Raw genomic sequence first — 23,952 nt, forward strand, 5'->3', positions numbered from 1 at the left:
GCGATCCTTGTATGTGCTGCGACTGATGGTCCAATGCCACAAACTCGTGAACACATCCTTCTTTCTCGTCAGGTAGGCGTACCTTACATCGTTGTATTCTTGAACAAATGCGACCTTGTAGACGACGAAGAGCTTCTTGAGCTGGTTGAAATGGAAGTTCGTGAACTTCTTTCTACTTATGACTTCCCCGGTGATGACACTCCAGTGATCCGTGGTTCTGCTCTTCTTGCACTTAACGGTGATGACAGCCAATACGGCGAGCCAGCGGTAGTTGCGCTTGTTGAAGCTCTTGACTCTTACATCCCAGAGCCAGAGCGTGCAATTGACCTTCCGTTCCTTATGCCGATTGAAGACGTATTCTCAATCTCTGGTCGTGGTACAGTAGTAACTGGCCGTGTAGAGACTGGTATCGTTAAAGTAGGCGAATCAGTTGAAATCGTTGGTATCCGTGATACACAAACAACGACTGTTACTGGCGTTGAAATGTTCCGTAAACTTCTAGACGAAGGTCGTGCGGGCGAGAACTGTGGTGTTCTTCTTCGTGGTACTAAGCGTGAAGACGTACAGCGTGGTCAAGTATTGACTAAACCAGGTGCGATCAAGCCACATACTAAATTCGATGCGGAAGTATACGTACTTTCTAAAGAAGAAGGTGGTCGTCACACTCCATTCCTTAACGGTTACCGTCCACAGTTCTACTTCCGTACTACGGACGTAACTGGTGCGATCTCGCTTAAAGAAGGCGTGGAAATGGTTATGCCTGGTGACAACGTTGAGATGTCAGTAGAGCTAATCCACCCGATCGCAATGGACCCAGGTCTACGTTTTGCGATCCGTGAAGGCGGTCGTACAGTTGGTGCTGGTGTAGTTGCTAAAGTAACTGCATAATCATAGAATAAGACAGGCGAGTTGGGGTTTAGGCTCCAACTTGTTGTTTTGCAGGTCAGTAGTTCAATTGGTAGAGCGTCGGTCTCCAAAACCGAATGTTGGGGGTTCGAGTCCCTCCTGACCTGCCAAGTTTTTAAAAAGACGCTTGATGTCGGCAAAATTGGTCATATAATAAGTCGCGAAACCTACGACGAGTACAAAAATGTCGAATGAAAAATCACGCGACGCATTAGGCGAAGCGGCAATTCCTCAAAGAAATAATCCTGCAGTAGATGTAAATTCTGGTTCTCCATTAGACATAATTCTATGGGTTATCGCCTTGATTTTATTGGTGGGTGCAATGATGGTAAACCAATATTTACCAGCGTACTGGGCACCCGCAAATGATATTTGGGTGCGCGTTGGGGTGATTTTGGCTTGTATCGTTGCGGCATTCGGTTTATTATACGCCACCCATCAAGGCAAAGGCTTTATTCGCTTGCTGAAAGACGCGCGAATCGAGTTACGTCGAGTGACCTGGCCTACTAAACAAGAGACCATGACCACATCTTGGCATGTCCTTGTCGTTGTTGTCATTGCATCTATATTACTGTGGTGTTTTGATTATATTTTAGGCTGGTTAATCAAGTTTATTATCGGGTAAGAGAGCTATGAAACGTTGGTACATTATTCATGCCTATTCAGGCTATGAAAAACAAGTGATGCGTTCGCTTAATGATCGAATCCAGCGTAGCGCTGTAGCCGATAGCTTTGGTGAAGTCCTGGTTCCTACCGAAGAAGTGGTGGAAATGAAGGATGGCAAAAAGCGTAAATCAGAGCGTAAGTTCTTTCCTGGCTATGTTCTAGTCGAAATGGAAATGAACGATGATACTTGGCACATTGTTAAAGAATGTCCAAAAGTTTTAGGCTTTATTGGTGGGACGGCTGAAAAACCGGCACCGATTACGCAAAAAGAAGTAGATGCGATTCTTGCGCGTGTACGCAATACTGGTGAAGCACCTCGTCCTAAGACGATGTTTGAACCAGGCGAAGAATTACTCGTTATTGACGGTCCATTCACAGACTTTAAAGGTGTGGTGGAAGAGGTTCAGTACGAAAAGTCACGCTTAACGCTGACAATTAATGTATTTAACCGACCAACTCAAGTTGAATTGGAATTTCGCCAAGTCGAAAAATCAGTCTAATTTGTATGGGTTGAAAACGCCTGGCTTATTTATAAGTCAGGCATTGTTGTTGTAACGGTATCGTTACTTGAAATCATTGGGGAGCCTTCACCGGCGTTTGCACCCAGAGGTAATTTGAAATGGCTAAGAAGATTGACGGCTATATCAAGCTGCAAGTTCCAGCTGGTAAAGCGAATCCATCTCCACCGATTGGTCCTGCACTAGGTCAACGTGGTGTGAACATCATGGCATTCTGTAAAGAATTCAATGCTGCTACACAAAAACTTGAAGCTGGTCTGCCAATTCCAGTCGTGATCACTGTGTACAACGACAAGTCGTTCACATTCATCATGAAAACTCCACCTGCTGCTATTCTTCTTAAGAAAGCTGCTGGTATTCAAAAGGGTTCAGCTGTACCTAACAAAACTAAAGTTGGTAAGTTGACTCGTGCTCAGTTAGAAGAGATCGCGACTACTAAAGAACCAGATTTAACTGGTGCTGACTTAGACGCGCGTGTGCGTACCATTGCTGGTTCTGCACGTTCTATGGGCTTGGAAGTGGAGCTTTAAGACATGGCTAAATTAACTAAACGTCAAAAAGCGATTGCGTCTGCTGTAGAAGCGCACAAAGTTTACACACTAGAAGAAGCTGTTGCAGTTTTAGAGAGCCTTCCAGCTCCTAAATTCAAAGAGTCTCTAGACATCGCGGTAAATCTGGGTGTTGATCCTCGTAAATCTGACCAAGTTGTTCGTGGCGCGACTACACTTCCTGCAGGTACTGGTAAAACTGTACGTGTAGCTGTATTCGCTCAAGGCGCTGCTGCTGAAGCTGCTAAAGCTGAAGGCGCAGATGTTGTTGGTTTCGACGATCTTGCTGAAAGCATCCAAGCGGGTAACCTTGACTTTGATGTTGTAATTGCTGCTCCAGATGCAATGCGCGTTGTAGGTAAACTTGGTACAATCCTTGGTCCACGTGGCTTAATGCCAAACCCTAAAGTGGGTACTGTAACTCCTGACGTAGCAACTGCAGTTAAAAATGCAAAAGCTGGTCAAGCACGTTACCGTGTAGACAAAGCGGGTATCATCCACGCTGCGATCGGTCAAGTAGGTTTTACTGCTGAAGCTGTTCGTCAAAACGTTGAAGCACTTGTGGCTGACTTGAAAAAGTTAAAGCCTGCTACTTCTAAAGGCGTATACATTCAAAAGATCACTTTGAGCTCAACTATGGGTCCTGGTTTGATCGTTGATGTAGCAAACGTATCTAAGTAAGTCTCGACTTATTACAGAATTTTAAAGCCCTGAAGATGTCTCCTTCTCCCTCTGGGAGAAGGTCGGGAAGAGGGTTAAACCTCTCCCTAGCCCTCTCCTATAAGGAGAGGGGATAATTTAGGCAAACTTTGAATTGATAAATGAAAATTTATCAGCGTCAAAGACCGCAGGCGAGGGGAGTTTTATGCTTCGCTCTTAATAGCTCAGCCTGCGTAGACGCGGTGGTGTGATTTGTTCATCCTCCGCGTGTGAGTCCAGTGATGGTCTCGCGAATTGGGAGTGTACTTCGCGTAAGTACATAAATCACCATTAGGAGGTTTTACAATGGCTCTTCTTATCGAAGGCAAAAAACAGATCGTAGCTGAAGTAACTGAAGTTGCTTCTACTGCATTTGCTGCTGTTGTTGCTGACTATCAAGGTTTAACTGTTGAGCAATTGACTGCTCTTCGTGTTGAAGCTCGTAAACTAGGTGTTCACACACGTATCGTGCGTAATACTTTGGCTAAACGCGCTCTTCAAGATACTCCATTCAATATCTTGAACGACAACCTTGTTGGCCCAACAATCTTAGCTTTCTCGACTTCTGAAGACGACATGGGCGCTGCTGCTCGTGTGTTCGAAGAATTTGCGAAAACTAATAAAGCATTTGAACTTAAAGCTGCTGCATTTGATGGCAAAGTGTATCAAGGTGCTGAAGTTAGCGTTATCGCGAACCTTCCGAACCAAGAGAAAGCACTTACTATGCTTGCAAATGTACTTCAAGCACCTATTTCGAAATTGGGTCGCTTGCTTACAGCGCTTCAAGAGAAAAACGGTTCAGAAGCTGCATAAGCTCAAACTTACACACACATCATTCAATACCCATTTGGAGTTACTCTCATGGCTTTAACAAACGAAGAAATCCTAAACGCAGTTGCTGAAAAAACTGTTCTTGAACTTGTTGAACTTATTTCTGCTTTTGAAGAGAAATTCAACGTTTCTGCTGCTGCTGTAGCTGTAGCTGCTGGTCCTGCTGCTGCTGCCGCTGAAGAGCAATCTGAATTCAACGTTGAGTTGACTTCATTCGGCGCGAACAAAGTTGCTGTAATTAAAGCAGTTCGTGAAGTAACTGGTCTTGGCTTAAAAGAAGCTAAAGATATGGTTGAAGGCGCTCCAGCGATCCTTAAAGAAGGCGTTTCTAAAGAAGAAGCTGAAGAACTTAAAGCTAAGCTTGAAACTTCTGGTGCAACAATTACTGTTAAGTAATTTTGCCGGGAGCCGGTTTTTTTATAATCGGCTCCAAAAATTGGCTGATGGCTCTTGGGTCATCAGCCTTTTTGCGTTACAATAATCGGCTCGATTTTTGTTTGCATGATATAAAATTCATACAAATTAAAAATAAACATAATGAACAAACGCTTACCAATATTTTTCATTAAAAAAATATTGATAAGCGTTTTAATACCACTAAAAATTGCAGCATTTGTAAAGAGTGGTGGCCATATCGGCCAGCGTAATTCCTTCTGAGCCCGTTCTGCAGGCGGGCTTGGTTTACACTTTCCGAGGACTCCAGATGGCATACTCATATACCGAAAAGAAACGGATCCGTAAGAATTTTGGTAAATTGCCTAGCGTCATGGATGCTCCGTACTTGCTCGCGATTCAAGTCGACTCGTACAGAACATTCTTACAAGATGGCAAATCACCAAAAAACCGCGAAGATATCGGTCTCCAAGCCGCATTTCGTTCAGTTTTTCCTATTGAAAGTTATTCTGGCAATGCTGCTTTAGAATTTGTTGAGTATAGTCTTGGTAAGCCTGAGTTTGATGTACGCGAATGTATCCTTCGTGGCTCAACTTATGCAGCACCAATGCGTGTAAAAATTCGTTTGATCCTGAAAGATCGTGAAACGAAGTCAATTAAAGACGTACGTGAACAAGAAGTCTATATGGGCGAAATGCCATTGATGACGGATAACGGTACCTTTGTGATTAACGGTACCGAGCGTGTGATCGTGTCACAATTACACCGTTCACCAGGCGTATTCTTTGACCACGATAAGGGCAAGACTCACTCAAGTGGTAAAGTTCTTTATTCAGCACGTATCATTCCTTACCGTGGTTCATGGTTAGACTTTGAATTCGATGCGAAAGACCTGGTTTATGTACGTATTGACCGTCGTCGTAAATTACTTGCGACTGTAGTACTTCGTGCCTTGGGTTATAGTAACGAAAACATTCTCGACATGTTCTACGAGAAAGTACCTGTGTATCTTGACATGGGTAGCTACCAGATTGACCTGGTGCCTGAACGTCTGCGTGGCGAAATGGCACAGTTTGACATCCTGGACAAGGATGGCAAGGCAATTGTTGAGCAAGGTAAACGTATCAATGCGCGTCATGTACGTCAAATGGAAGCTTCGGGTCTTGAAAAACTTGCAGTACCTGATGAGTACCTATATGAGCGTATTACTGCTGAAGACATCCCATTAAAAGATGGTGATGTGATTGCAGCCAATACTGTATTAAGCCATGAAATTATGGTGAAAATTGCAGAAGGCGGCGTGAAGCAGTTCAATATTCTGTTCACCAATGATATCGACCGCGGTTCATTCATTGCAGATTCTCTACGTGCAGATACGACTACAAGCCGTGAAGAAGCATTGGTAGAAATCTACAAGGTTATGCGTCCGGGCGAGCCACCAACCAAAGAAGCTGCTGAAAACCTGTTTAACAACTTGTTCTTCTCTTCTGAGCGTTATGACCTGTCTCCAGTGGGTCGTATGAAGTTCAACCGTCGTTTGGGTCGTCCTTACGAAGTGGGTACAGACCAGAAGTCACGTGAAGTTGAAGGTATTCTCTCGAATGAGGATATCACTGATGTACTGAAAACATTAGTTGAAATCCGTAACGGTAAAGGTGAAGTCGACGATATCGACCACTTGGGTAACCGTCGTGTTCGTTCTGTTGGTGAAATGACAGAAAACCAATTCCGTGTGGGTCTGGTTCGTGTAGAACGTGCTGTTAAAGAGCGTCTGTCACAAGCTGAAACTGATAACCTGTCTCCGCAAGACTTGATCAATGCGAAGCCAGTGGCTGCTGCAATCAAAGAATTCTTTGGTTCAAGCCAGTTGTCCCAGTTCATGGACCAAAACAACCCGTTGTCTGAAATTACACACAAACGTCGTGTATCAGCGCTTGGTCCAGGTGGTTTGACACGTGAGCGTGCGGGCTTTGAAGTACGTGACGTACATCAAACTCACTATGGCCGTGTTTGTCCAATTGAAACACCGGAAGGTCCAAACATTGGTTTGATCAACTCGCTTTCTGTATATGCTAAAGCGAACGAGTTCGGTTTCCTGGAAACACCGTATCGTAAAGTGGTTGATGGTCGTGTAACAGACGAAGTTGAATACTTATCTGCTATTGAAGAAGTGGGTACTGTGATTGCACAGGCCGATTCTGCAATTGATAAAGATGGTCATTTAACTGAAGAATTCGTATCTGTACGTCATCAAGGTGACTTCGTACGTATGCCTCCTGAAAAAGTAACGCATATGGATGTATCTGCTCAGCAGGTAGTCTCTGTAGCAGCCTCACTGATTCCATTCCTAGAACACGATGATGCCAACCGTGCATTGATGGGTTCAAACATGCAACGTCAGGCAGTTCCGACGTTGATCGCTGACAAGCCGCTTGTTGGTACAGGTATGGAAGCGAACGTAGCACATGACTCTGGTGTATGTGTGATCGCGAAACGTGGTGGTCGTATCGAATATGTAGATGCGTCACGTGTGGTTATTCGTGTGAATGAAGACGAAATGATCGCAGGTGAAGCAGGTGTAGATATCTACAACCTGATCAAGTACACCCGTTCGAACCAGAACACTTGTATCAACCAGAAAGTTCTTGTGAACATGGGCGATAAAGTAGGTCGTGGCGATGTGCTTGCTGATGGTCCATCAACAGATGGCGGTGAGCTGGCACTGGGCCAGAACATGCGCGTTGCGTTCATGACCTGGAATGGTTACAACTACGAAGACTCGATCTTGTTATCTGAGCGTGTACTTCAAGAAGACCGTTTAACGTCTATTCATATCCAGGAATTGTCATGTGTTGCACGTGATACCAAACTGGGTGCGGAAGAAATCACTGCGGATATTCCGAACGTAGGTGAAGCTGCTCTGTCTAAACTGGACGAGTCAGGTATCGTTTACATCGGTGCTGAAGTAACTGCCGGTGACATCCTGGTTGGTAAAGTGACACCTAAAGGTGAAACGCAGCTTACTCCGGAAGAAAAATTGCTACGTGCAATCTTCGGTGAAAAAGCGGCTGACGTAAAAGACTCATCTTTACGCGTTCCATCGGGTACGAAAGGTACTGTGATTGACGTTCAAGTGTTTACACGTGACGGTCTTGAAAAAGACGAACGTGCTCAAGCAATTGAAAAAGCACAGCTTGATGCATACCGTAAAGACTTGAAAGAAGAGTTCAAAATCTTCGAAGAAGCTGCACGTGAACGTGTGATCCGTCTACTCAACGGCCAAGAGTCGAATGGTGGCGGTACAACTAAACGTGGCGACAAATTGTCTGAAGACGTGTTGTCTGGTTTAGAGCTCGTTGATCTTCTTGAAATTCAACCAGTTGATGAAGCAATTGCTGAACGTTTAACGCAAATTCAAGTGTTCTTGAAAGAGAAGGGCTTTGAAATTGACGAGAAATTTGCTGAGAAAAAACGCAAACTTTCTACAGGTGATGAACTGACTACTGGCGTATTGAAAGTTGTTAAAGTTTATCTTGCTGTAAAACGTCGCATCCAGCCGGGTGATAAGATGGCGGGTCGTCACGGTAACAAAGGTGTTGTATCTAACATCTTACCGGTAGAAGACATGCCACATGATGCCAACGGTGTACCTGTTGATATCGTGCTTAACCCGCTGGGCGTACCATCGCGTATGAACGTGGGTCAGATTCTTGAAACTCACTTGGGTATGGCTGCAAAAGGTCTTGGCGATCAAATCGACAAGATGATGAAAGAGCAACGTACTGTACTTGAGCTTCGTGATTTCCTAGACAAGATTTACAACAAAGTGGGTGGCGAGCAAGAAGATCTTGATAGCTTGACCGACGAAGAAATCTTGAAACTTTCTGGCAACTTGCGTGCTGGTGTGCCTTTGGCAACGCCTGTATTCGATGGTGCTGAAGAGGGTCAGATCAAAGAGTTGTTACAACTTGCAGGCCTATCTAGTACTGGTCAGACTGTATTATATGATGGTCGTACAGGTGAACGTTTCGACCGTCCGGTAACTGTCGGTTATATGTACATGCTGAAACTGAACCACTTGGTTGATGATAAGATGCATGCGCGTTCAACTGGTTCTTACTCGCTAGTAACGCAACAGCCGCTTGGTGGTAAAGCACAATTCGGTGGTCAGCGTTTCGGTGAGATGGAAGTCTGGGCACTAGAAGCTTACGGTGCAGCATATACGCTACAAGAAATGCTGACTGTGAAATCGGATGACGTTGAAGGCCGTACCCGTATCTACAAGAACATTGTAGATGGCAACCATTATATGGATCCGGGCATGCCTGAATCGTTCAACGTATTGACCAAAGAGATCCGTTCTTTAGGTATCAACATTGAACTGAAAAATGGTGACTAATTAGTTCCATTTAATCCCCCCAACCCCCTTTATGAAAGGGGGGGATTTGCTCCTCTTGCTTTGAGGAGTTTTCCCCCTTAGAAAAAGGGGGATCAAGGGGGATTAGTTCAGTTAAAAAACAATATTTGTGACCCAGTTGTTGAGTGAAAATCTCCACAACACACGGAGAAAAAAATTGAAAGACTTGCTCGATATCATGCGCAAAAAGACGGATTCAGACGGTCATGCTCCTGTAGAGTTTGATCGCATCCGTATTGGTCTTGCGTCACCAGAAATGATTAAGTCATGGTCTCACGGTGAAGTTAAAAAGCCAGAAACCATTAACTATCGTACGTTCAAGCCTGAACGTGATGGTTTGTTCTGTGCCAAAATCTTTGGTCCAGTAAAAGATTATGAATGCTTGTGTGGTAAATACAAGCGTATGAAATACAAAGGCGTCATTTGTGAAAAATGTGGCGTTGAAGTGACTACTGCGAAAGTTCGTCGTGAACGTATGGGTCATATTGACCTTGCTTCACCGGTTGCGCACATCTGGTTCTTGAAATCATTACCAAGCCGTATCGGTCTTCTTTTAGACATGACGCTGCGTGATATTGAACGTGTATTGTATTTCGAATCTTATGTAGTGACCGATCCGGGTATGACTCCATTTGAGAAATACCAGCTTCTAAACGATGAAGAATACTTCAATGCATTAGAAGAACACGGTGATGAATTCACAGCGAAAATGGGTGCTGAAGCGGTTCAAGACCTGTTGAAAGACATCGATCTTGAAGCTGAAATTGCACGTCTTCGTGAAGAAATTCCTGTTACAACGTCAGAAACCAAGCTGAAAAAGGCCTCTAAACGTTTGAAGTTGATGGAAGCATTCAACGATTCAAACAACAAGCCAGAATGGATGGTGTTGACTGTACTTCCAGTTCTTCCACCAGATCTTCGTCCGCTTGTACCACTTGAAGGTGGTCGTTTCGCGACTTCTGACCTGAACGATCTTTATCGTCGTGTGATCAACCGTAACAACCGTTTGAAGCGTCTTCTTGACCTTGCTGCGCCAGACATCATCGTACGTAACGAAAAACGTATGTTGCAAGAGTCTGTCGATGCATTGCTGGATAACGGTCGTCGCGGTCGTGCAATTACCGGTTCGAACAAGCGTCCACTTAAATCTTTGGCAGACATGATCAAAGGTAAACAGGGTCGTTTCCGTCAAAACTTACTTGGTAAGCGTGTTGACTACTCTGGCCGTTCGGTAATTACTGTTGGTCCAAACCTGCGTTTGCACCAATGTGGTCTTCCGAAAAAAATGGCACTTGAACTGTTCAAGCCATTTATTTTTGCGAAACTACAGGCATCTGGTCAAGCAACCACCATTAAAGCTGCGAAGAAAATGGTTGAGCGCGAAACCCCAGAAGTTTGGGACGTACTTGCTCACGTGATTCGTCAACATCCAGTGATGTTGAACCGTGCACCAACTCTTCACCGTCTGGGTCTTCAAGCATTTGAACCGATCCTGATCGAAGGTAAAGCGATCCGTCTACATCCACTCGTATGTGCTGCGTTTAACGCCGACTTCGATGGTGACCAGATGGCGGTACACGTACCATTAACACTTGAAGCTCAGCTTGAAGCTCGTGCGTTAATGATGTCGACAAACAACATCTTGTCTCCAGCGAACGGTGAGCCAATCATCGTACCGTCTCAGGACGTTGTCTTGGGCTTGTATTACATCACGCGTGATGCAATCAATGCTAAAGGTGAAGGCATGGTGTTCGCGGATACTCACGAAGTAAACCGTGCACTGGCGACTGGTCAGGTTGATCTACACGCTCGCGTTAAAGCACGTGTACACCAGACTGTGATCGACGAAGATGGTAACCGTGAACAGCAAACCATTATTGTAGATACGACGCCTGGTCGCTGCCTACTTTGGGAAGTTGTGCCTGAAGGTATGGATTTCCAGCAAATTAACGTTGAGATGACCAAGAAAAACATCTCGAAGTTAATTAACTCTTGCTACCGTAAATTGGGTCTGAAAGATACTGTTATCTTCGCTGACCAATTAATGTACTTGGGCTTCCGTCAAGCGACGCGTTCAGGTGTATCTGTCGGTATGGAAGACATGGTTATTCCACCGCAAAAACAAGCAATTATTGGTAAAGCGGAAGCTGAAGTTCGTGAAATCGAACAACAGTTCGAACAAGGTTTCGTAACTGCCGGCGAACGTTATAACAAAGTGGTCGATATTTGGGCACGTACCAATGACCAGGTTGCTAAAGCGATGATGGACAACTTGTCTTTCACCACTGTGAAGAACAAACAGGGTGAAGATGAGAAGCAAAAATCATTCAACTCGATCTACATGATGTCTGACTCGGGTGCCCGTGGTTCGGCAGCTCAGATTCGTCAGTTGGCGGGTATGCGTGGTTTGATGGCGAAGCCGGATGGCTCGATCATTGAAACCCCAATTAAAGCGAACTTCCGTGAAGGTTTGACCGTACTTCAGTACTTCATCTCGACACATGGTGCGCGTAAAGGTTTGGCCGATACAGCACTTAAGACTGCAAACTCTGGTTACTTGACTCGTCGTCTGGTAGACGTTGCGCAGGACTTGGTCATTACCGAGCCAGATTGTGGTACCTTCGACGGCCTAGTAATGACTCCGTTCATTCAGGGTGGTGATGTCATCGAGAACCTGGGTGCACGAGTATTGGGTCGTGTAGTTGCTGAAGATGTCAAGAAAGTGGGTACAGATGAAGTTCTGCTTCCACGTAATACTTTAATTGACGAGAAACTGGCTGCGTTTATCGAAAGCCAGGGTGTCGACGAAATTAAAGTGCGTTCAGTCGTGAACTGTGCATCTACCTTCGGTGTATGTGCGAAATGTTACGGTCGTGACCTGGCACGTGGTCATCAGGTGAACCCGGGTGAGTCTGTTGGTGTTATGGCAGCTCAATCGATTGGTGAGCCAGGTACACAGTTAACCATGCGTACCTTCCACGTGGGTGGTGCTGCGAGCCGAACTTCTGCTGCAAACAGCGTACAGGTTCGTAACCAGGGTACAGTACGTTTCCACAACGTGAAAACAGTACAACATGCCAAAGGTCACTTGGTATCGACTTCACGTTCAGGTGAAATCGGTATTGCGGATGACTTAGGTCGTGAGCGTGAGCGCTATAAAATTCCATACGGTGCATCTATCTTGCTCAAAGATGGCGAAGCTGTAGAAGCAGGCGGTATCGTGGCGACTTGGGATCCGCATACACATCCATTGGTAACAGAAGTTGCTGGTAAAGTGCGTTTCAGCCAGATTGCTGATGGCGTGACGGTTACTTCTAAAACTGATGATGCAACAGGTATGTCAACCATCGAAATCTTGCCAGTGACTTCACGTCCTGCGTCAGGTAAAGATTTGCGTCCTGCTGTTGTATTAGACACAGTCGATGGTGGTGAGCAGTTCTACTTCCTGCCACAAAACACGATTCTTTCTGTTCGCGATGGCGAAACAATTGGTGTCGGTGACGTAATCGGTCGTGTACCACAAGAATCTTCACGTACTCGTGATATTACCGGTGGTCTGCCACGTGTAGCTGACTTGTTCGAAGCACGTAAGCCGAAAGAGCATGCAATCCTTGCAGAAGTGTCAGGTGTTGTGAGCTTTGGTAAAGAGACCAAAGGTAAGAACCGTCTGGTGATTACGCCGGATGATGGCTCTGAAATCTATGAAGAGCTGATTCCGAAATGGCGTACCATTAACGTGTTCGAAGGCGAGCATGTAAACCGTGGTGAGACGATTTCTGATGGTCCACAAAACCCGCATGACATTTTACGTCTGAAAGGTGAAGTGGCATTGACGAATTACATCGTGAACGAAGTTCAGGACGTATACCGTCTGCAAGGTGTAAAAATCAACGATAAGCATATTGAAGTGATCGTACGTCAAATGCTGCGTAAAGTTGATATCACTGACGGTGGAGATACTAGCTTCATCAAAGGCGAACAAGTGGATTACATCCGTGTTGTTCAGGAAAACCAAGCAGTTCTTGCGCAAAACAAGTTCCCTGCGAAGTTTGAACGTCAATTGATGGGTATTACCAAAGCATCGCTTTCTACTGACTCGTTCATCTCTGCTGCATCGTTCCAGGAAACCACACGTGTGTTAACTGAAGCGGCTGTAACAGGTAAAGAAGATGATTTACGCGGCTTGAAAGAGAACGTGGTTGTAGGTCGTCTGATCCCAGCGGGTACAGGTTTGGCTTACCACTTAGAGCGTCGTCGTCAAGAAGCAGAAGCTGCAGAATTTGAACTGCATAATAACTTCTCTGATGTGGACCAAGCTTTAAGCCAGGCATTTAACGAAGAATTCTAATTCAAGTTAAAGCTTAAAAAAGAGACGCCTTCGGGCGTCTTTTTTTATACAAAACTCATCCAGATAGCTTCCTCAACATGGGAATTATCCACTGATACTTACAAAAATCAGCAGGAATACCGAGAGAAATAACACGCTGCAGATTTTAGTTCCATAAAATGAAGATAAGCTTAATTAAAACAAGACAAGACAGGAAGGCCAAGGTCATGAAAAAGTTAATCGGTGTTATGGCAGTTGCCACGCTTTCCACCTTTATGTTGGCAGGTTGTGAAAACATGTCGAGCAAAAATCAACGTATTGGTGCTGCTGCCTTAGGTGGTGCCGTCGGTGGTGGCGTAGGTAATAGTGTCGGTGGTGGTGTCGGTTCTGCGATTGGTGGTGGTGCCGGTGCTGCAGTAGGTAGTAAATCCCAAGGTGGTTCCAACCGTAATGCAACCTATAGTGGTGTAGGTGGTGCGGTAGGATCAGCAGTCGGTAAAAGCATCTTTGGTGGTAATGCCGGTGCTGCAATCGGTGGTGCCATCGGTGGTGGTGCCGGAGCTGCCATTGAACAGGATAACCGTCGTCGTTAAGTCCTGTTTCACTTGTAAAATAATCTAAATTTAAAAGCGCCATATGGGCGCTTTTATCTTATTTGACAGATAGGCTTTTCCCTTTGCTCTGTTTTCGCCGGATATAAACCGTTTTCTCTACTTCCGCAATCCTGACCCCGGCTTCATCATAGATATTTAGCTGATAATTGCGGTATACAGGTGCATTGTTGGCCGCCAAATTGATAATTGTGCTGATTTCTTCAGCAGAGATCCGGATGTCCGCGATCACGGTGCCGCGGCCAGGAGCCAAAAACTGAATACTGGCACCTTTATCCCAGACCAGATATTTCGGCCCCAAATGATGCATCAGCAGTAACATATAAAAAGGATCGACCATCGAATACAGGCTGCCACCAAAATGTACGCCGACAATATTCTGGTTTTTACGGGTTAGCGGCATTTTGACCCGCACGTGATAATTATTAAAATCAATCTTATCAATTTCGATACCTGCACCCCGGTAAGGAGCATAGCGGTTCAAAATAAATTTTGATACCAGCGGCAGTTGTTGAATTTTCTGGAATAGGTTCATACTGACATTCTTTTTGTGGCTTTGATTATGCATACTAGAGCAACAAAAATGCGCTAGCATTGATCAATCATGCCGATTTATAAACTAAGCGGTCAATAACAAGAACAGGATTAAAAGATGGAAATGCAAACACAATGGGTCGATACCACGGATCAGCAGCGGCTCTGTGTCAGAACTTATGGACAGCCCACACAGCCGGCATTGGTGCTGGTTCATGGCTATCCCGATCATCAGATGGTTTGGGAGCCAGTCATTCATTATTTAACTCAGAACTACTTTATTGTGACCTATGATGTACGTGGTGCAGGTGAGTCCAGTATTCCTAAAAAAATCTCGGATTACCGTCTGGCACGTTTAAGTCAGGATCTGGAAGAAGTAGTGAATAAGGTATTGCCGAATCGAGCTTTTCATTTGGCTGCACATGACTGGGGCTCAATTCAGTCTTGGGAATCTGTCACAGATTTTAGATTCAAAGGCCGAATTTTGTCTTATAGCACGCTGTCCGGCCCCTGTCTGGACCATGCAGCTTTCTGGATGCGCGAACAGTTCCAGCAAAACAGAACAAAATTCTTAAAGCAGATGAGCAAGTCTTGGTATATCGCGGTGTTTCAGCTGCCCTGGGTGGCACCTTTGGCCTGGAATTTTTTTAATCCGCAGCGTTGGGCCAAGATCGTTGAGCAACTGGAAAAACGCGATGATCTGCCGCTTAATCCCTATATTGTCAAAGATGGAAAATATGGTGTGAATCTGTATCGGGCTAACTTTTTGCCACGTTTAGCTCAACCACGGCAGCGCTTTGCAATCTGTCCTGTACAAGCGATTGTGTTGCAAAATGATAAGTTTGTCGGCCCTGATCTGATCGATGAAGTGTCTAAATGGGTGGATGATTTTTCGAGAGTAGAATTGGCTGCCAATCACTGGGCGATTCTGAGTCAGCCAGAGCAAGTTGCTCAATTAATTGATCATTTTATTCAGAAGAAGTCTGCGGTCATCGATTGAGAAGCCGCTTTGTGAAGCATGACCCGGCGAGGAGAAAGTGGCGGAATTTTTATCCGTATTTTCTGATAAAATAGCGGCTTTCTCTCTATCTCCGATTCATTATGTTCGCAATTCTTGCTGCTATTGGAGTCATGTTTGGACTCTCATTGGCACGTGTACCTGTGGTTTTTGCCCTGGTCATTGGTGCTGTTACAGGTGGTTTATTGGCAGGTCTTGGCCTGCAGGGTACCTTAGACGCATTTAACAATGGTTTGGGTGGTGGGGCCAAAATTGCCTTGGCTTACGGTATTCTAGGTGCATTTGCTTTGGCCTTGGCACGTTCGGGTTTACCGGATTTACTGGCCTATAAAATGATTAGCACCTTAAAGGGTGAGGCGGATTTTAAAGCACAGAACCGAATGAAATATCTGATCTTTTTCACCGTCGCTATTGCTGCAGTGTTCTCACAGAATGTCATTCCTGTGCATATTGCTTTCATTCCGGTACTGATTCCACCGCTATTGATTGTATTTAACCATTTACAGCTGGATCGCCGTCTGGTGGCCTGCCTGCTAACCTTTGGCTTGGTTGCAACCTATATGCTGATTCCAGTGGGTTTTGGTGCGATCTTCCTGAATGATATTCTGGGTTATAACATCAATACTTTTGGTAAGCCTTATGGTTTTGAAATCAGCTATGATCAGATTCCATCTGCCATGGCGATCCCGGTATTTGGAATGTTCGTTGGCTTATTGGTGGCTATATTTATCAGCTATCGTAAACCGCGTCAGTATAAAGACATTCAGATTGAAAAGCCGCAAAGTATTTCATCTGAACTCGGGGTAGAGCCACAGCTTAAACCTGAAATTTCGAAATTCACTATCTGGATGGCCGGTCTGGCTGTTATTTTAACCCTGGTAGTGCAACTGTACTCAGATTCAATGATTCTAGCAGGTCTGGTCGGTGTGGCGATTCTCAGCTGTGCCGGTATTTTCAAGTGGAAAGAAGCGGATGATGTGATAATTACCGGTATGCGCATGATGGCGCTGGTCGGTTTTATCATGATTGCAGCACAAGGTTTTGCAGCCGTGATTGAAGCCACCAATCAGGTGCCTGCGCTGGTCGAGGCATCGGTCCACTGGATTGGTAATAGTCAGGCACTGGCCGCATTTTTGATGCTGCTGATCGGTCTGCTGATTACCTTAGGTATTGGTTCGTCTTTCTCAACCATTCCGATTCTAGCGATTATCTATGTGCCGCTTTGTATCCAGTTCGGTTTTAGTCCTGCAGCGACTATTGCGATTATCGGGACTGCAGCAGCTTTGGGTGATGCCGGTTCCCCAGCATCGGATTCAACTTTAGGTCCGACTTCGGGTTTAAACATGGATGGTCAACATGACCATATGAAAGACAGCGTAGTCCCTACCTTTATTCATTTTAATATTCCGCTGATCATTTTTGGCTGGATTGCAGCTATGGTCCTCTAAGGAAATTTTAATCTGCCCTGATATAGATCAGGGCAGATTAATCTGGATTTAAAATAAATTATAAGATGTATTTTAAATATTTTTATTAAAGATTAAATTAATATAAACCTGATTGTTTTACTCTGAATAAAGCCTGTTAATCTGATTAATTCACTTGGTATTTAAAACCAACCTTTCCAGTCAATTTAAAATAAATTTAAAGTTAAAACAATATCTTAAATAATAATTGAAAATTAGTTTTATAATCTGTATTGCATATTATTTTCTATCGTGTTTATTATTAATTAGGGTTTATTTTTTAATAATTATTCTTCCAGTGGGGTGTTTAAAATGTTAAAGCAAATTACTTTAATTGCATTAATGGGTCTTTCTGCATCTGCGATGGCAGGTCCGTGGCAAGTTAAAGTGGGTGCGAGTTCTTTGGCACCAACAAGCGATACTGAAATTGCACCAGGTTTAGTCGTAGAAGCCGATCAGGAATATGGTTTTACTCCTTCTGTTGAATATTTCTTCAATGACAATATTTCGGCAGAATTATTATTGGCTGCCCCATTTAACCATGACATTTCTGCTCAGGGTCTAGGGAAAATTGCCAAGATTAAGCATCTTCCACCAACCATTACCGCAAAATATCACTTTAAAAACTCTACACGTTTTACGCCATACGTAGGTTTGGGTGGAACAGCCTTTATTGCTTGGGATGAAGAAGGTGCAGCAAAAGACGTCAAAGAGGAATTTGGTATTGCTGGACAAGTCGGTTTTAACTATCAACCGGCAGATGCTAAAAACTGGGGTGTATTTGTAGATGTGCGTTATGCGGATTTGAGTCCTGAAGTGACTTTAGATGATGCAACAGCTGCAGCAGTTGGAAAATCTAAATTTAATTTAGATATTGATCCGGTTGTTTATACATTGGGTTATAGCTACAAATTCTAAAAAGTTTAAGCTTCCACATTCCTGGATTGATTTTCCAATAGCCTCATCTTGTATGAGGCTTTTTTTTCAAAATAACAACGATTTATAACGTGTTGAAATTGAGCAGATCGGCAATGTTCAACTATATTAAAACGAATAAAGTAAACATTAATTGAATACGACTTAATAATTGAATAATAAGGAAGATCAGCATGAAGTTTTTAATCCAAGGTATTGTGATCTTCTCCAGTCTGCTGGCAGCATCTGCCTATGCAGCAAGCTTTGAGTGTCAGAAAGCTGTAACTGGTACAGAAAAAACGATTTGTGAGCATCGACTGCTCAATGATGCCGATGTCAAGATGAGCACCAGCTACCATATTTTACGCCGTATGGTACCGATGGGAACGCGCTCGGTGATTCAGCGCGATCAGGTCAAATGGTTGCAGTTTCGCGACCGCTGCCAGGAATCGGTGTCTTGTCTGAGTCAGGTCTATAACATGCGTCAGCAGCAGCTGGACCTGCAGTTTGAGCGTATCTATAAAATGGGACCTTATTAAGATTCATTGATTCAATCTATTAATCTGATAAAGATAAAAAATCTAAATTTTTTTGAGAAAAAATCCACTTCAGACTATTGAAAATTATTGAACTCACTCCATTCATATAGGCAGCAGTTAATATCTGTATTTACAATAATAGGAGTGATTCATGAGCGATTTAAACGTACAAAAACACAGTTTCCAGGCCGAGGTAGCACAGTTACTGCACCTCGTGACCCATTCGCTTTACTCAAATCCTGAAATTTTCCTGCGCGAACTGATTTCCAATGCCTCGGATGCATGTGACAAATTGCGTTTTGAAGGCATTAATCATCCTGAATATTATGAAAATGATCCAGACCTACATGTTCGGGTCAGCCTTGATCCAGAAAATAAAACTATTACCATTTCAGATAACGGGATCGGCCTGAGCCAGCAAGAAGCGATTGATAATTTGGGGACTATTGCAAAGTCTGGTACCAAAGATTTTATGTCTAAACTGACTGGAGATCAGAAAGCCGATGCCCAGCTGATTGGCCAGTTTGGGGTAGGATTCTATTCAGGTTTTATCGTGGCAGACAAGATTACGGTAGAATCGCGTCGTGCCGGTACAGATGCCTCAGAAGGTGTGCGCTGGATCAGCGAGGGCACGGGTGAGTTCGAAGTTGAACAGATTACAAAAGAAAGCCGGGGTACCGATATTATCCTGCACCTGCGTGAAGATGCCCTGGATTATCTGCAAAGTTATAAAGTAAAGCAGATCATCAACAAGTACTCGGATCACATCAGCTTACCAATCCAGATGCAAAAAGAAGTCTGGCAGGAAGATGAAGCTGCTGAAGGTGAAACACCGAAAGGCGGTCACTATGTGAAGACTGATGAATGGGAAGCCATTAACTCGGCCAGCGCGCTCTGGACCCGTAACAAGTCTGAAATTAGCGAAGAGCAGTATATCGAGTTCTATAAAAACCTGACGCATGATTTTGCTGCACCTTTGGCCTGGGCGCACAATCGGGTCGAGGGCAGCACGGAATACACCCAGCTGCTTTATATTCCAAGCAAGGCACCACAGGATATTTTTACCCGTGAAGCCAAAGCAGGCATCAAGCTGTATGTCAAACGCGTCTTCATTATGGATGACGCGGATAACCTGATTCCAAACTATCTGCGCTTTGTACAGGGTGTAGTGGACAGTGCCGATCTTCCGCTCAATGTCAGCCGTGAGCTGTTGCAGGAAAGCCGCGATGTGAAAACCATCCGTGAAGGCAATACCCGCCGTATTCTGACCACTTTAGATAGCCTGGCAAAATCTGAAGATGAAAAAGATCAGGAAAAATTCAAGACTTTCTACCATGAATTTGGTGCGGTACTGAAAGAAGGTCTGGGTGAGGACTTTACGAACCGTGAACGTATCTTAAAGCTGTTGCGCTATGCTACCTCGACCAACGACGAAGTCAGCACTTCATTGGCGGACTATAAGGCACGCATGAAAGAAGGCCAGAAGGCCATTTACTACATCACTGCAGAAAGCCTGAACGCTGCGAAGAATTCGCCACAACTGGAACTGTTCAAGAAAAAAGGCATTGAAGTACTGTTGATGTCTGAGCGTGTCGATGAATGGGCCATGAACTTCGTACATGAATTCGATGGTACGCCATTGCAGAACGTGTCCAAGGGTGCAGTTGACCTCGGTGATTTGCAAGACGCCGAAGAGAAAAAAGCGCTAGAAGCTGCGGCTGAACAGTTTAAGCCAGTAGTTGAGAAACTGACTGATTCTCTCAAAGACAAAACCAAAGAAGTGCGTGTGACTACTCGTCTGGTTGATTCTCCAGCCTGTCTGGTCACAGGTGAAGGCGAGCTATCTCCGCAGTTAATCCGTATACTGAAAGATGCCGGACAGCCTGTTCCTGACATTAAGCCGATTCTTGAAATTAACCCTGAACATCCGCTGGTGAAAAAACTGGAAGGTTCGGCCCAGTTTGATGATCTGGCCAATGTGATTTTTGATCAGGCCATGATTGCAGAAGGGGGGGTGCCAGAAAATCCGGCTGAGTATGTGAAACGTATTAACAGCCTGCTGTTAGGTTAATTTTCTAGGCTTCAAAAATCCCTCTTCGGAGGGATTTTTTCATAGCTTGAATTCATTCCTGAAAACTTTAATTTTCTTTGCATAATTTTAAAAAGCGTGAGCTCATATAAAGAAATACCTTTAATTTTATAATCTTTAAATGGGATAGATTATTGAATATTAATTCATAATGGAGATTATTGAGATTGAAGAGTTCTTCATGAAAAAATTGCTAGTAATAAGTCTAGGTACAGATCATGCTGATCTCAATGAGTGCATTAGCTTTGGCCGACACGGCATCTAAGAAAAGTGTTGCATAATGATCATATTGGCTTTCAGGCATCGGTCAAAAAAGACGTACCAAAATTACAGCGTATCCAGTGTGCTAATCGTGTGGAATTCAATATGTCACAGATGGGGCTCATCCTTGCAAGAAAAGCGCGTATAGGGGGCAGCAATCGTCTTGTCTCCACGACACATTACTCTCCTGAATAAGCATTGATTTTATCCAAACATGAAAAAGCCCATATTTTATGGGCTTTGATGTTTTCAGGACAGTTTGGGTTTAGAAAATGGCTTCCATACGCACTAACGCACCCAGATAATGGCTACGGTTCAGTCGGTCATCATTCAGGTAGTTCAGGTCAGCCTGTACAAAAAACCATTCGCGTAGAAACGGCTGTCTCCAAGATACATAAGGGCCCCAGCGATTCAGACGCAGATCTTTATCCTCCAGATAACCGCCTGTATAGATACCGTAATTGAAGCGGTTTTCCTGAAAAAATTGATGCTGTCTGAAGGTGTAATTGTCCCAGGTCAGATCATCTTCCTGTTCATCCGCATAAGTCAGACTCAGCTGATTGGAAAAAAAGGCCTGATTGGGCCGGGCATGGATCAGCTCAAGATTGGTCCGCAGGTAGTTTTCACTCTGCAATCCATAACGGTAAATCTGTTCCGCATGAAAGGAGAAGTCATTCTCCATGGTCCAGTCTCTACTGATTTTGGCACGTGCATAGATATCATCGCCAGAACGTACCCCGAGGTCCAGATCGGTATCGAAAGGCAGGCCATCGGCGAATTCTGACCAGCGCAAGGCAAATGAGCTGTTGTTTTCACGGGTACGGCGAATATCCAGATTTTTATCCCTGGCATTGTCAAGATTTTCATTGGTAATGGCAGCATTGGTGTCCAGTTCGTTATCCAGACTGTCATCACCAAAAACCAGACTTAATTTCTGCTCCAGAGTCGGAAGTTTAATTTTTCCTCGAATTCTGGGCTTGATCTCATAAGTTTCATATTTGTCCCAGCTATTATCCAGAATGATTCGTAAAGTCGCATTAGCTGGCTGGTCTGGGTCAGTCTTGCCAAACCAGTTGTCAATTTTATGTGCGGTCCGGTCTGCCCATTCACGGATTCCTTTCTGCCTTTTATCGGCCCATGAGTTATTTTCAGTTTCTGTCATGGAGGGCACAATTGCTTCATCAGACTGTTCCGGTAAGATCGTAGGTGTCGCATCGATCAAGCGCGGAATCTGATCCAGTAATCCTGAATGATTTGGCTCTGTATCTGCCGGATTGTCAGGAGCATCTGCTACTGAATTTGCCCAAGACATACTACTGCTCATTCCTATACCGAGAGAGAGCAGTAAGATTGGAGTAATCCTGTTTATTTGCATGAGTTATTTGTTGCTCTTGTATTCTTATATCTAGGTGTAGTTTTCTAAAAAATGGCCTTGAAAAGCAAGTTAAAGCTACAAAATAACAGCAATTATTCAATCATTTGAGCCTGAATCTCCCGATAAAGATCCATCACTTGGATGGGCTGTGGCATTGATAAAATAATATTGTGAATATTCTGCCAATTTAGCTGTTTGTCACGTTGTAGCAACAGGTGCGGATAGGCCAGCTCATCTTCTGCAAGCGATATACGTGCTTCACCATGAATCACTCGAATTTTCTGATGTTCTTGTAGTAAAAGTATTGGGGTAGAAAAATCTGCAGCAGCTTCTTTAAATAAGATAAATTTCTGCTTCTGGATTAAATGCGCAAATATAAACGGGTAATAATCTGGCGATGTCCAGACCGTTTCTGCCTGTTGCAGGTAAGCTTTTGAAAAGAGCTCCACTTGCAGGAAACTGGTAGCTAAAGCAGACCATGCCAGTGATTTAATTGCAGCAGCCTGACGTTGATGCTGGGCCAGCCAGTGCTGGATGCAATAGTGTGCCTGCAACTGACTTGGTACGCCTAAAAGCATCAGATATTTGACAAACTGGCCTTGCAGATTCAATTGCTCAGCCACAAAGACCTGACGTGCCTGCCAGTTGTCTTCTGCGGCATAATATAGGGCAATATCCAGGTAGGCGGGATGTCCGTCATCGGGTGCCAGTTCTAAAGCACAGAGCCGTTGTATATTGGCTTCTTCTAAGCCCAAAGAGCGAACCTGGGCGATCATGCTACCTATCTGGATTTCTGCAGGAAACTGAATGAGTTCCATGGCTAGGCCCGGTTCTTGATGACTTATTGTTTCTGTTTCTGGATGAGGATTAAGATCCTCAAGTAGGGTTTTTACTTGAGTAGCTGGTTCATTAGGGTGACTTGATTCCGGCACCTGGATTATTGCTCTTGGCTGACCACGATGGTATTTGCTTTTTTCTTCCACTTTTAAGCTGCTTTCAGCCTCATTCAGGGATAGAGCCGGTACCGTCAATAATGGTGGATCTTCTTTCAGACAAGCCGACTGCTGCTGTTGTTGCAACAGCCAGATATAACATTGTTGCAGTTCAGCCCATGGACTGTGCAGGGCAGGAGAGTGGGGAGCCGGAATCAGCCAGAGCTGCCAGCCATGTTCAGGACGATGTAAAAGTGCCCAACCTGAATCCGGATAGGCATACAAGGCTTTTTCCAGCACCTGGCTTTCGATGAAATAACCACGGAAGCTGAGATGATAGGCGGTATTTTCAGAAAACTGGTAGGCGACAAGCTCAGGTTGGGTGCGGGCTTTAAAAGCTAGAATCTGGGCTCTGAAAATAGGCTCATCACATAGATCAAAAATATCGCGTATTCTTTTTTTTGAGCGTGCAATTTCATACAAAGGCAGGGCTTTATACTCAAGTTGTCGTGTTAGTTGCTGTAATTCTTTAATTAATTGTGCTTTTTCTAAAGCATTCATTTTTAGATCTCTAGAGATGTTGCAATGCCTGATCCAGTGTGTGGGCGAGTATCATGTTGACTGCCAGTTCGATCAGCTTATATTCAGCAGAATTTAGATTTGTATGGCGTTCAGCCATTTCAATTAAAAAATCAACAGAAATCGCCTGAGGTGGAATTTTGCCCTGTAGCAATGCTTGAAGTTCATGCATAGCAGAATTTCTTGATATCAGTATATTTATGCTGCAATTATAAGCAGGGATCATATAAAATAGTGATTTATTTTGAATATTTTATAAACAAAATTTTTAATAAAAAGTGATAAAAATCAATAGAAAAAAATCAGAATGAGAAATAGTCGAAATTTT

The 23,952-nt window shown here is 44.1% G+C and carries 20 protein-coding genes and 1 tRNA gene; 16 read left to right on the top strand and 5 right to left on the bottom strand.

From position 1 onward, the window contains the following. The 8 genes from tuf to rplL all read left to right on the top strand — a co-directional run. The coding region (tuf, locus tag AY607_RS06840; RefSeq protein ID WP_064102176.1) for an elongation factor Tu at positions 1-888 on the top strand (888 nt) is incomplete at its 5' end. 52 nt (positions 889-940) lie between these two features. After that, positions 941-1,016: transfer RNA gene (locus AY607_RS06845), tRNA-Trp, on the top strand. A gap of 74 nt (positions 1,017-1,090) precedes the next feature. Beyond that, positions 1,091-1,531 carry a preprotein translocase subunit SecE gene (gene secE / locus AY607_RS06850; protein ID WP_064094976.1) on the top strand — a complete coding sequence of 147 codons (441 nt, stop codon included), beginning with the start codon at positions 1,091-1,093 and terminating at the stop codon, positions 1,529-1,531. Between the two features lie 7 nt (positions 1,532-1,538). Continuing rightward, positions 1,539-2,072, top strand: a complete 534-nt coding sequence (gene nusG, locus AY607_RS06855; RefSeq protein WP_064102177.1) for a transcription termination/antitermination protein NusG — start codon at positions 1,539-1,541, stop codon at positions 2,070-2,072. 119 nt (positions 2,073-2,191) lie between these two features. Further along, complete coding sequence (gene rplK / locus AY607_RS06860; protein WP_004813566.1) at positions 2,192-2,620, top strand: 50S ribosomal protein L11; 429 nt, start codon at positions 2,192-2,194, stop codon at positions 2,618-2,620. A 3-nt stretch (positions 2,621-2,623) separates the two neighbouring features. Continuing rightward, a complete protein-coding gene (gene rplA / locus AY607_RS06865; protein ID WP_064094974.1) occupies positions 2,624-3,319 on the top strand; it encodes a 50S ribosomal protein L1 in 696 nt (231 codons plus the stop codon). A gap of 324 nt (positions 3,320-3,643) precedes the next feature. After that, complete coding sequence (gene rplJ / locus AY607_RS06870; RefSeq protein WP_064094973.1) at positions 3,644-4,150, top strand: 50S ribosomal protein L10; 507 nt, start codon at positions 3,644-3,646, stop codon at positions 4,148-4,150. Positions 4,151-4,198: 48 nt separating this feature from the next. After that, positions 4,199-4,564, top strand: coding sequence for a 50S ribosomal protein L7/L12 (gene rplL / locus AY607_RS06875; RefSeq protein ID WP_064094972.1), 366 nt, complete (start codon positions 4,199-4,201; stop codon positions 4,562-4,564). 62 nt (positions 4,565-4,626) lie between these two features. On the opposite strand, the gene AY607_RS06880 is transcribed toward rplL, so the two are convergent. Further along, entirely contained in the window at positions 4,627-4,878 is a 252-nt protein-coding gene (locus AY607_RS06880; RefSeq protein WP_064102178.1) for a hypothetical protein, read from the bottom strand. On the opposite strand from AY607_RS06880, the gene rpoB reads away from it, so the two are divergent. The 3 genes from rpoB (at position 4,872) to AY607_RS06895 (ending at position 13,898) form a co-directional block, all read left to right on the top strand. Further along, complete coding sequence (rpoB, locus tag AY607_RS06885; RefSeq protein WP_064094971.1) at positions 4,872-8,960, top strand: DNA-directed RNA polymerase subunit beta; 4,089 nt, start codon at positions 4,872-4,874, stop codon at positions 8,958-8,960. The genes AY607_RS06880 and rpoB overlap by 7 nt on opposite strands. Positions 8,961-9,135: 175 nt before the next feature. Next, entirely contained in the window at positions 9,136-13,326 is a 4,191-nt protein-coding gene (gene rpoC, locus AY607_RS06890; protein WP_064094970.1) for a DNA-directed RNA polymerase subunit beta', read from the top strand. Positions 13,327-13,532: 206 nt separating this feature from the next. After that, positions 13,533-13,898: a hypothetical protein gene (locus AY607_RS06895; protein WP_064094969.1), complete on the top strand. Its 366-nt coding sequence runs from the start codon at positions 13,533-13,535 to the stop codon at positions 13,896-13,898. Positions 13,899-13,956: 58 nt separating this feature from the next. Here the strand turns inward: AY607_RS06895 and AY607_RS06900 are convergent, their stop codons facing one another. Next, on the bottom strand, positions 13,957-14,451 hold the full coding sequence (locus AY607_RS06900; RefSeq protein WP_191730312.1) for a DUF4442 domain-containing protein: 495 nt from the start codon (positions 14,449-14,451) through the stop codon (positions 13,957-13,959). Between the two features lie 117 nt (positions 14,452-14,568). Here AY607_RS06900 and AY607_RS06905 point away from each other — a divergent pair, with 117 nt between their 5' ends. The 5 genes from AY607_RS06905 to htpG all read left to right on the top strand — a co-directional run bounded on the left by AY607_RS06905 (position 14,569) and on the right by htpG (position 20,459). Continuing rightward, the gene (locus AY607_RS06905; RefSeq protein WP_064094967.1) at positions 14,569-15,450 is read left to right on the top strand and encodes an alpha/beta fold hydrolase; all 882 of its coding nucleotides are present in this window, start codon (positions 14,569-14,571) and stop codon (positions 15,448-15,450) included. A 101-nt stretch (positions 15,451-15,551) separates the two neighbouring features. Beyond that, on the top strand, positions 15,552-16,916 hold the full coding sequence (locus tag AY607_RS06910; RefSeq protein ID WP_064094966.1) for a Na+/H+ antiporter family protein: 1,365 nt from the start codon (positions 15,552-15,554) through the stop codon (positions 16,914-16,916). A gap of 330 nt (positions 16,917-17,246) precedes the next feature. Next, on the top strand, positions 17,247-17,852 hold the full coding sequence (locus AY607_RS06915; RefSeq protein WP_064102179.1) for an OmpW/AlkL family protein: 606 nt from the start codon (positions 17,247-17,249) through the stop codon (positions 17,850-17,852). A gap of 191 nt (positions 17,853-18,043) precedes the next feature. Next, on the top strand, positions 18,044-18,388 hold the full coding sequence (locus tag AY607_RS06920) for a lysozyme inhibitor LprI family protein (RefSeq protein WP_064094964.1): 345 nt from the start codon (positions 18,044-18,046) through the stop codon (positions 18,386-18,388). 151 nt (positions 18,389-18,539) lie between these two features. Continuing rightward, the gene (gene htpG / locus AY607_RS06925) at positions 18,540-20,459 is read left to right on the top strand and encodes a molecular chaperone HtpG (RefSeq protein WP_064102180.1); all 1,920 of its coding nucleotides are present in this window, start codon (positions 18,540-18,542) and stop codon (positions 20,457-20,459) included. 544 nt (positions 20,460-21,003) lie between these two features. Here the strand turns inward: htpG and AY607_RS06930 are convergent. The 3 genes from AY607_RS06930 to AY607_RS06940 all read right to left on the bottom strand — a co-directional run bounded on the left by AY607_RS06930 (position 21,004) and on the right by AY607_RS06940 (position 23,796). Continuing rightward, positions 21,004-22,113, bottom strand: coding sequence for a hypothetical protein (locus tag AY607_RS06930; protein WP_064102181.1), 1,110 nt, complete (start codon positions 22,111-22,113; stop codon positions 21,004-21,006). A 92-nt stretch (positions 22,114-22,205) separates the two neighbouring features. Next, positions 22,206-23,606 carry a hypothetical protein gene (locus AY607_RS06935; RefSeq protein ID WP_064102182.1) on the bottom strand — a complete coding sequence of 467 codons (1,401 nt, stop codon included), beginning with the start codon at positions 23,604-23,606 and terminating at the stop codon, positions 22,206-22,208. A 10-nt stretch (positions 23,607-23,616) separates the two neighbouring features. After that, positions 23,617-23,796 carry a hypothetical protein gene (locus AY607_RS06940; protein ID WP_064094960.1) on the bottom strand — a complete coding sequence of 60 codons (180 nt, stop codon included), beginning with the start codon at positions 23,794-23,796 and terminating at the stop codon, positions 23,617-23,619. Positions 23,797-23,952: the final 156 nt, after the last annotated feature.

Source organism: Acinetobacter sp. SFA (assembly GCF_001647535.1).
In the GTDB taxonomy this organism is placed as follows: Bacteria; Pseudomonadota; Gammaproteobacteria; order Pseudomonadales; family Moraxellaceae; genus Acinetobacter; species Acinetobacter pecorum.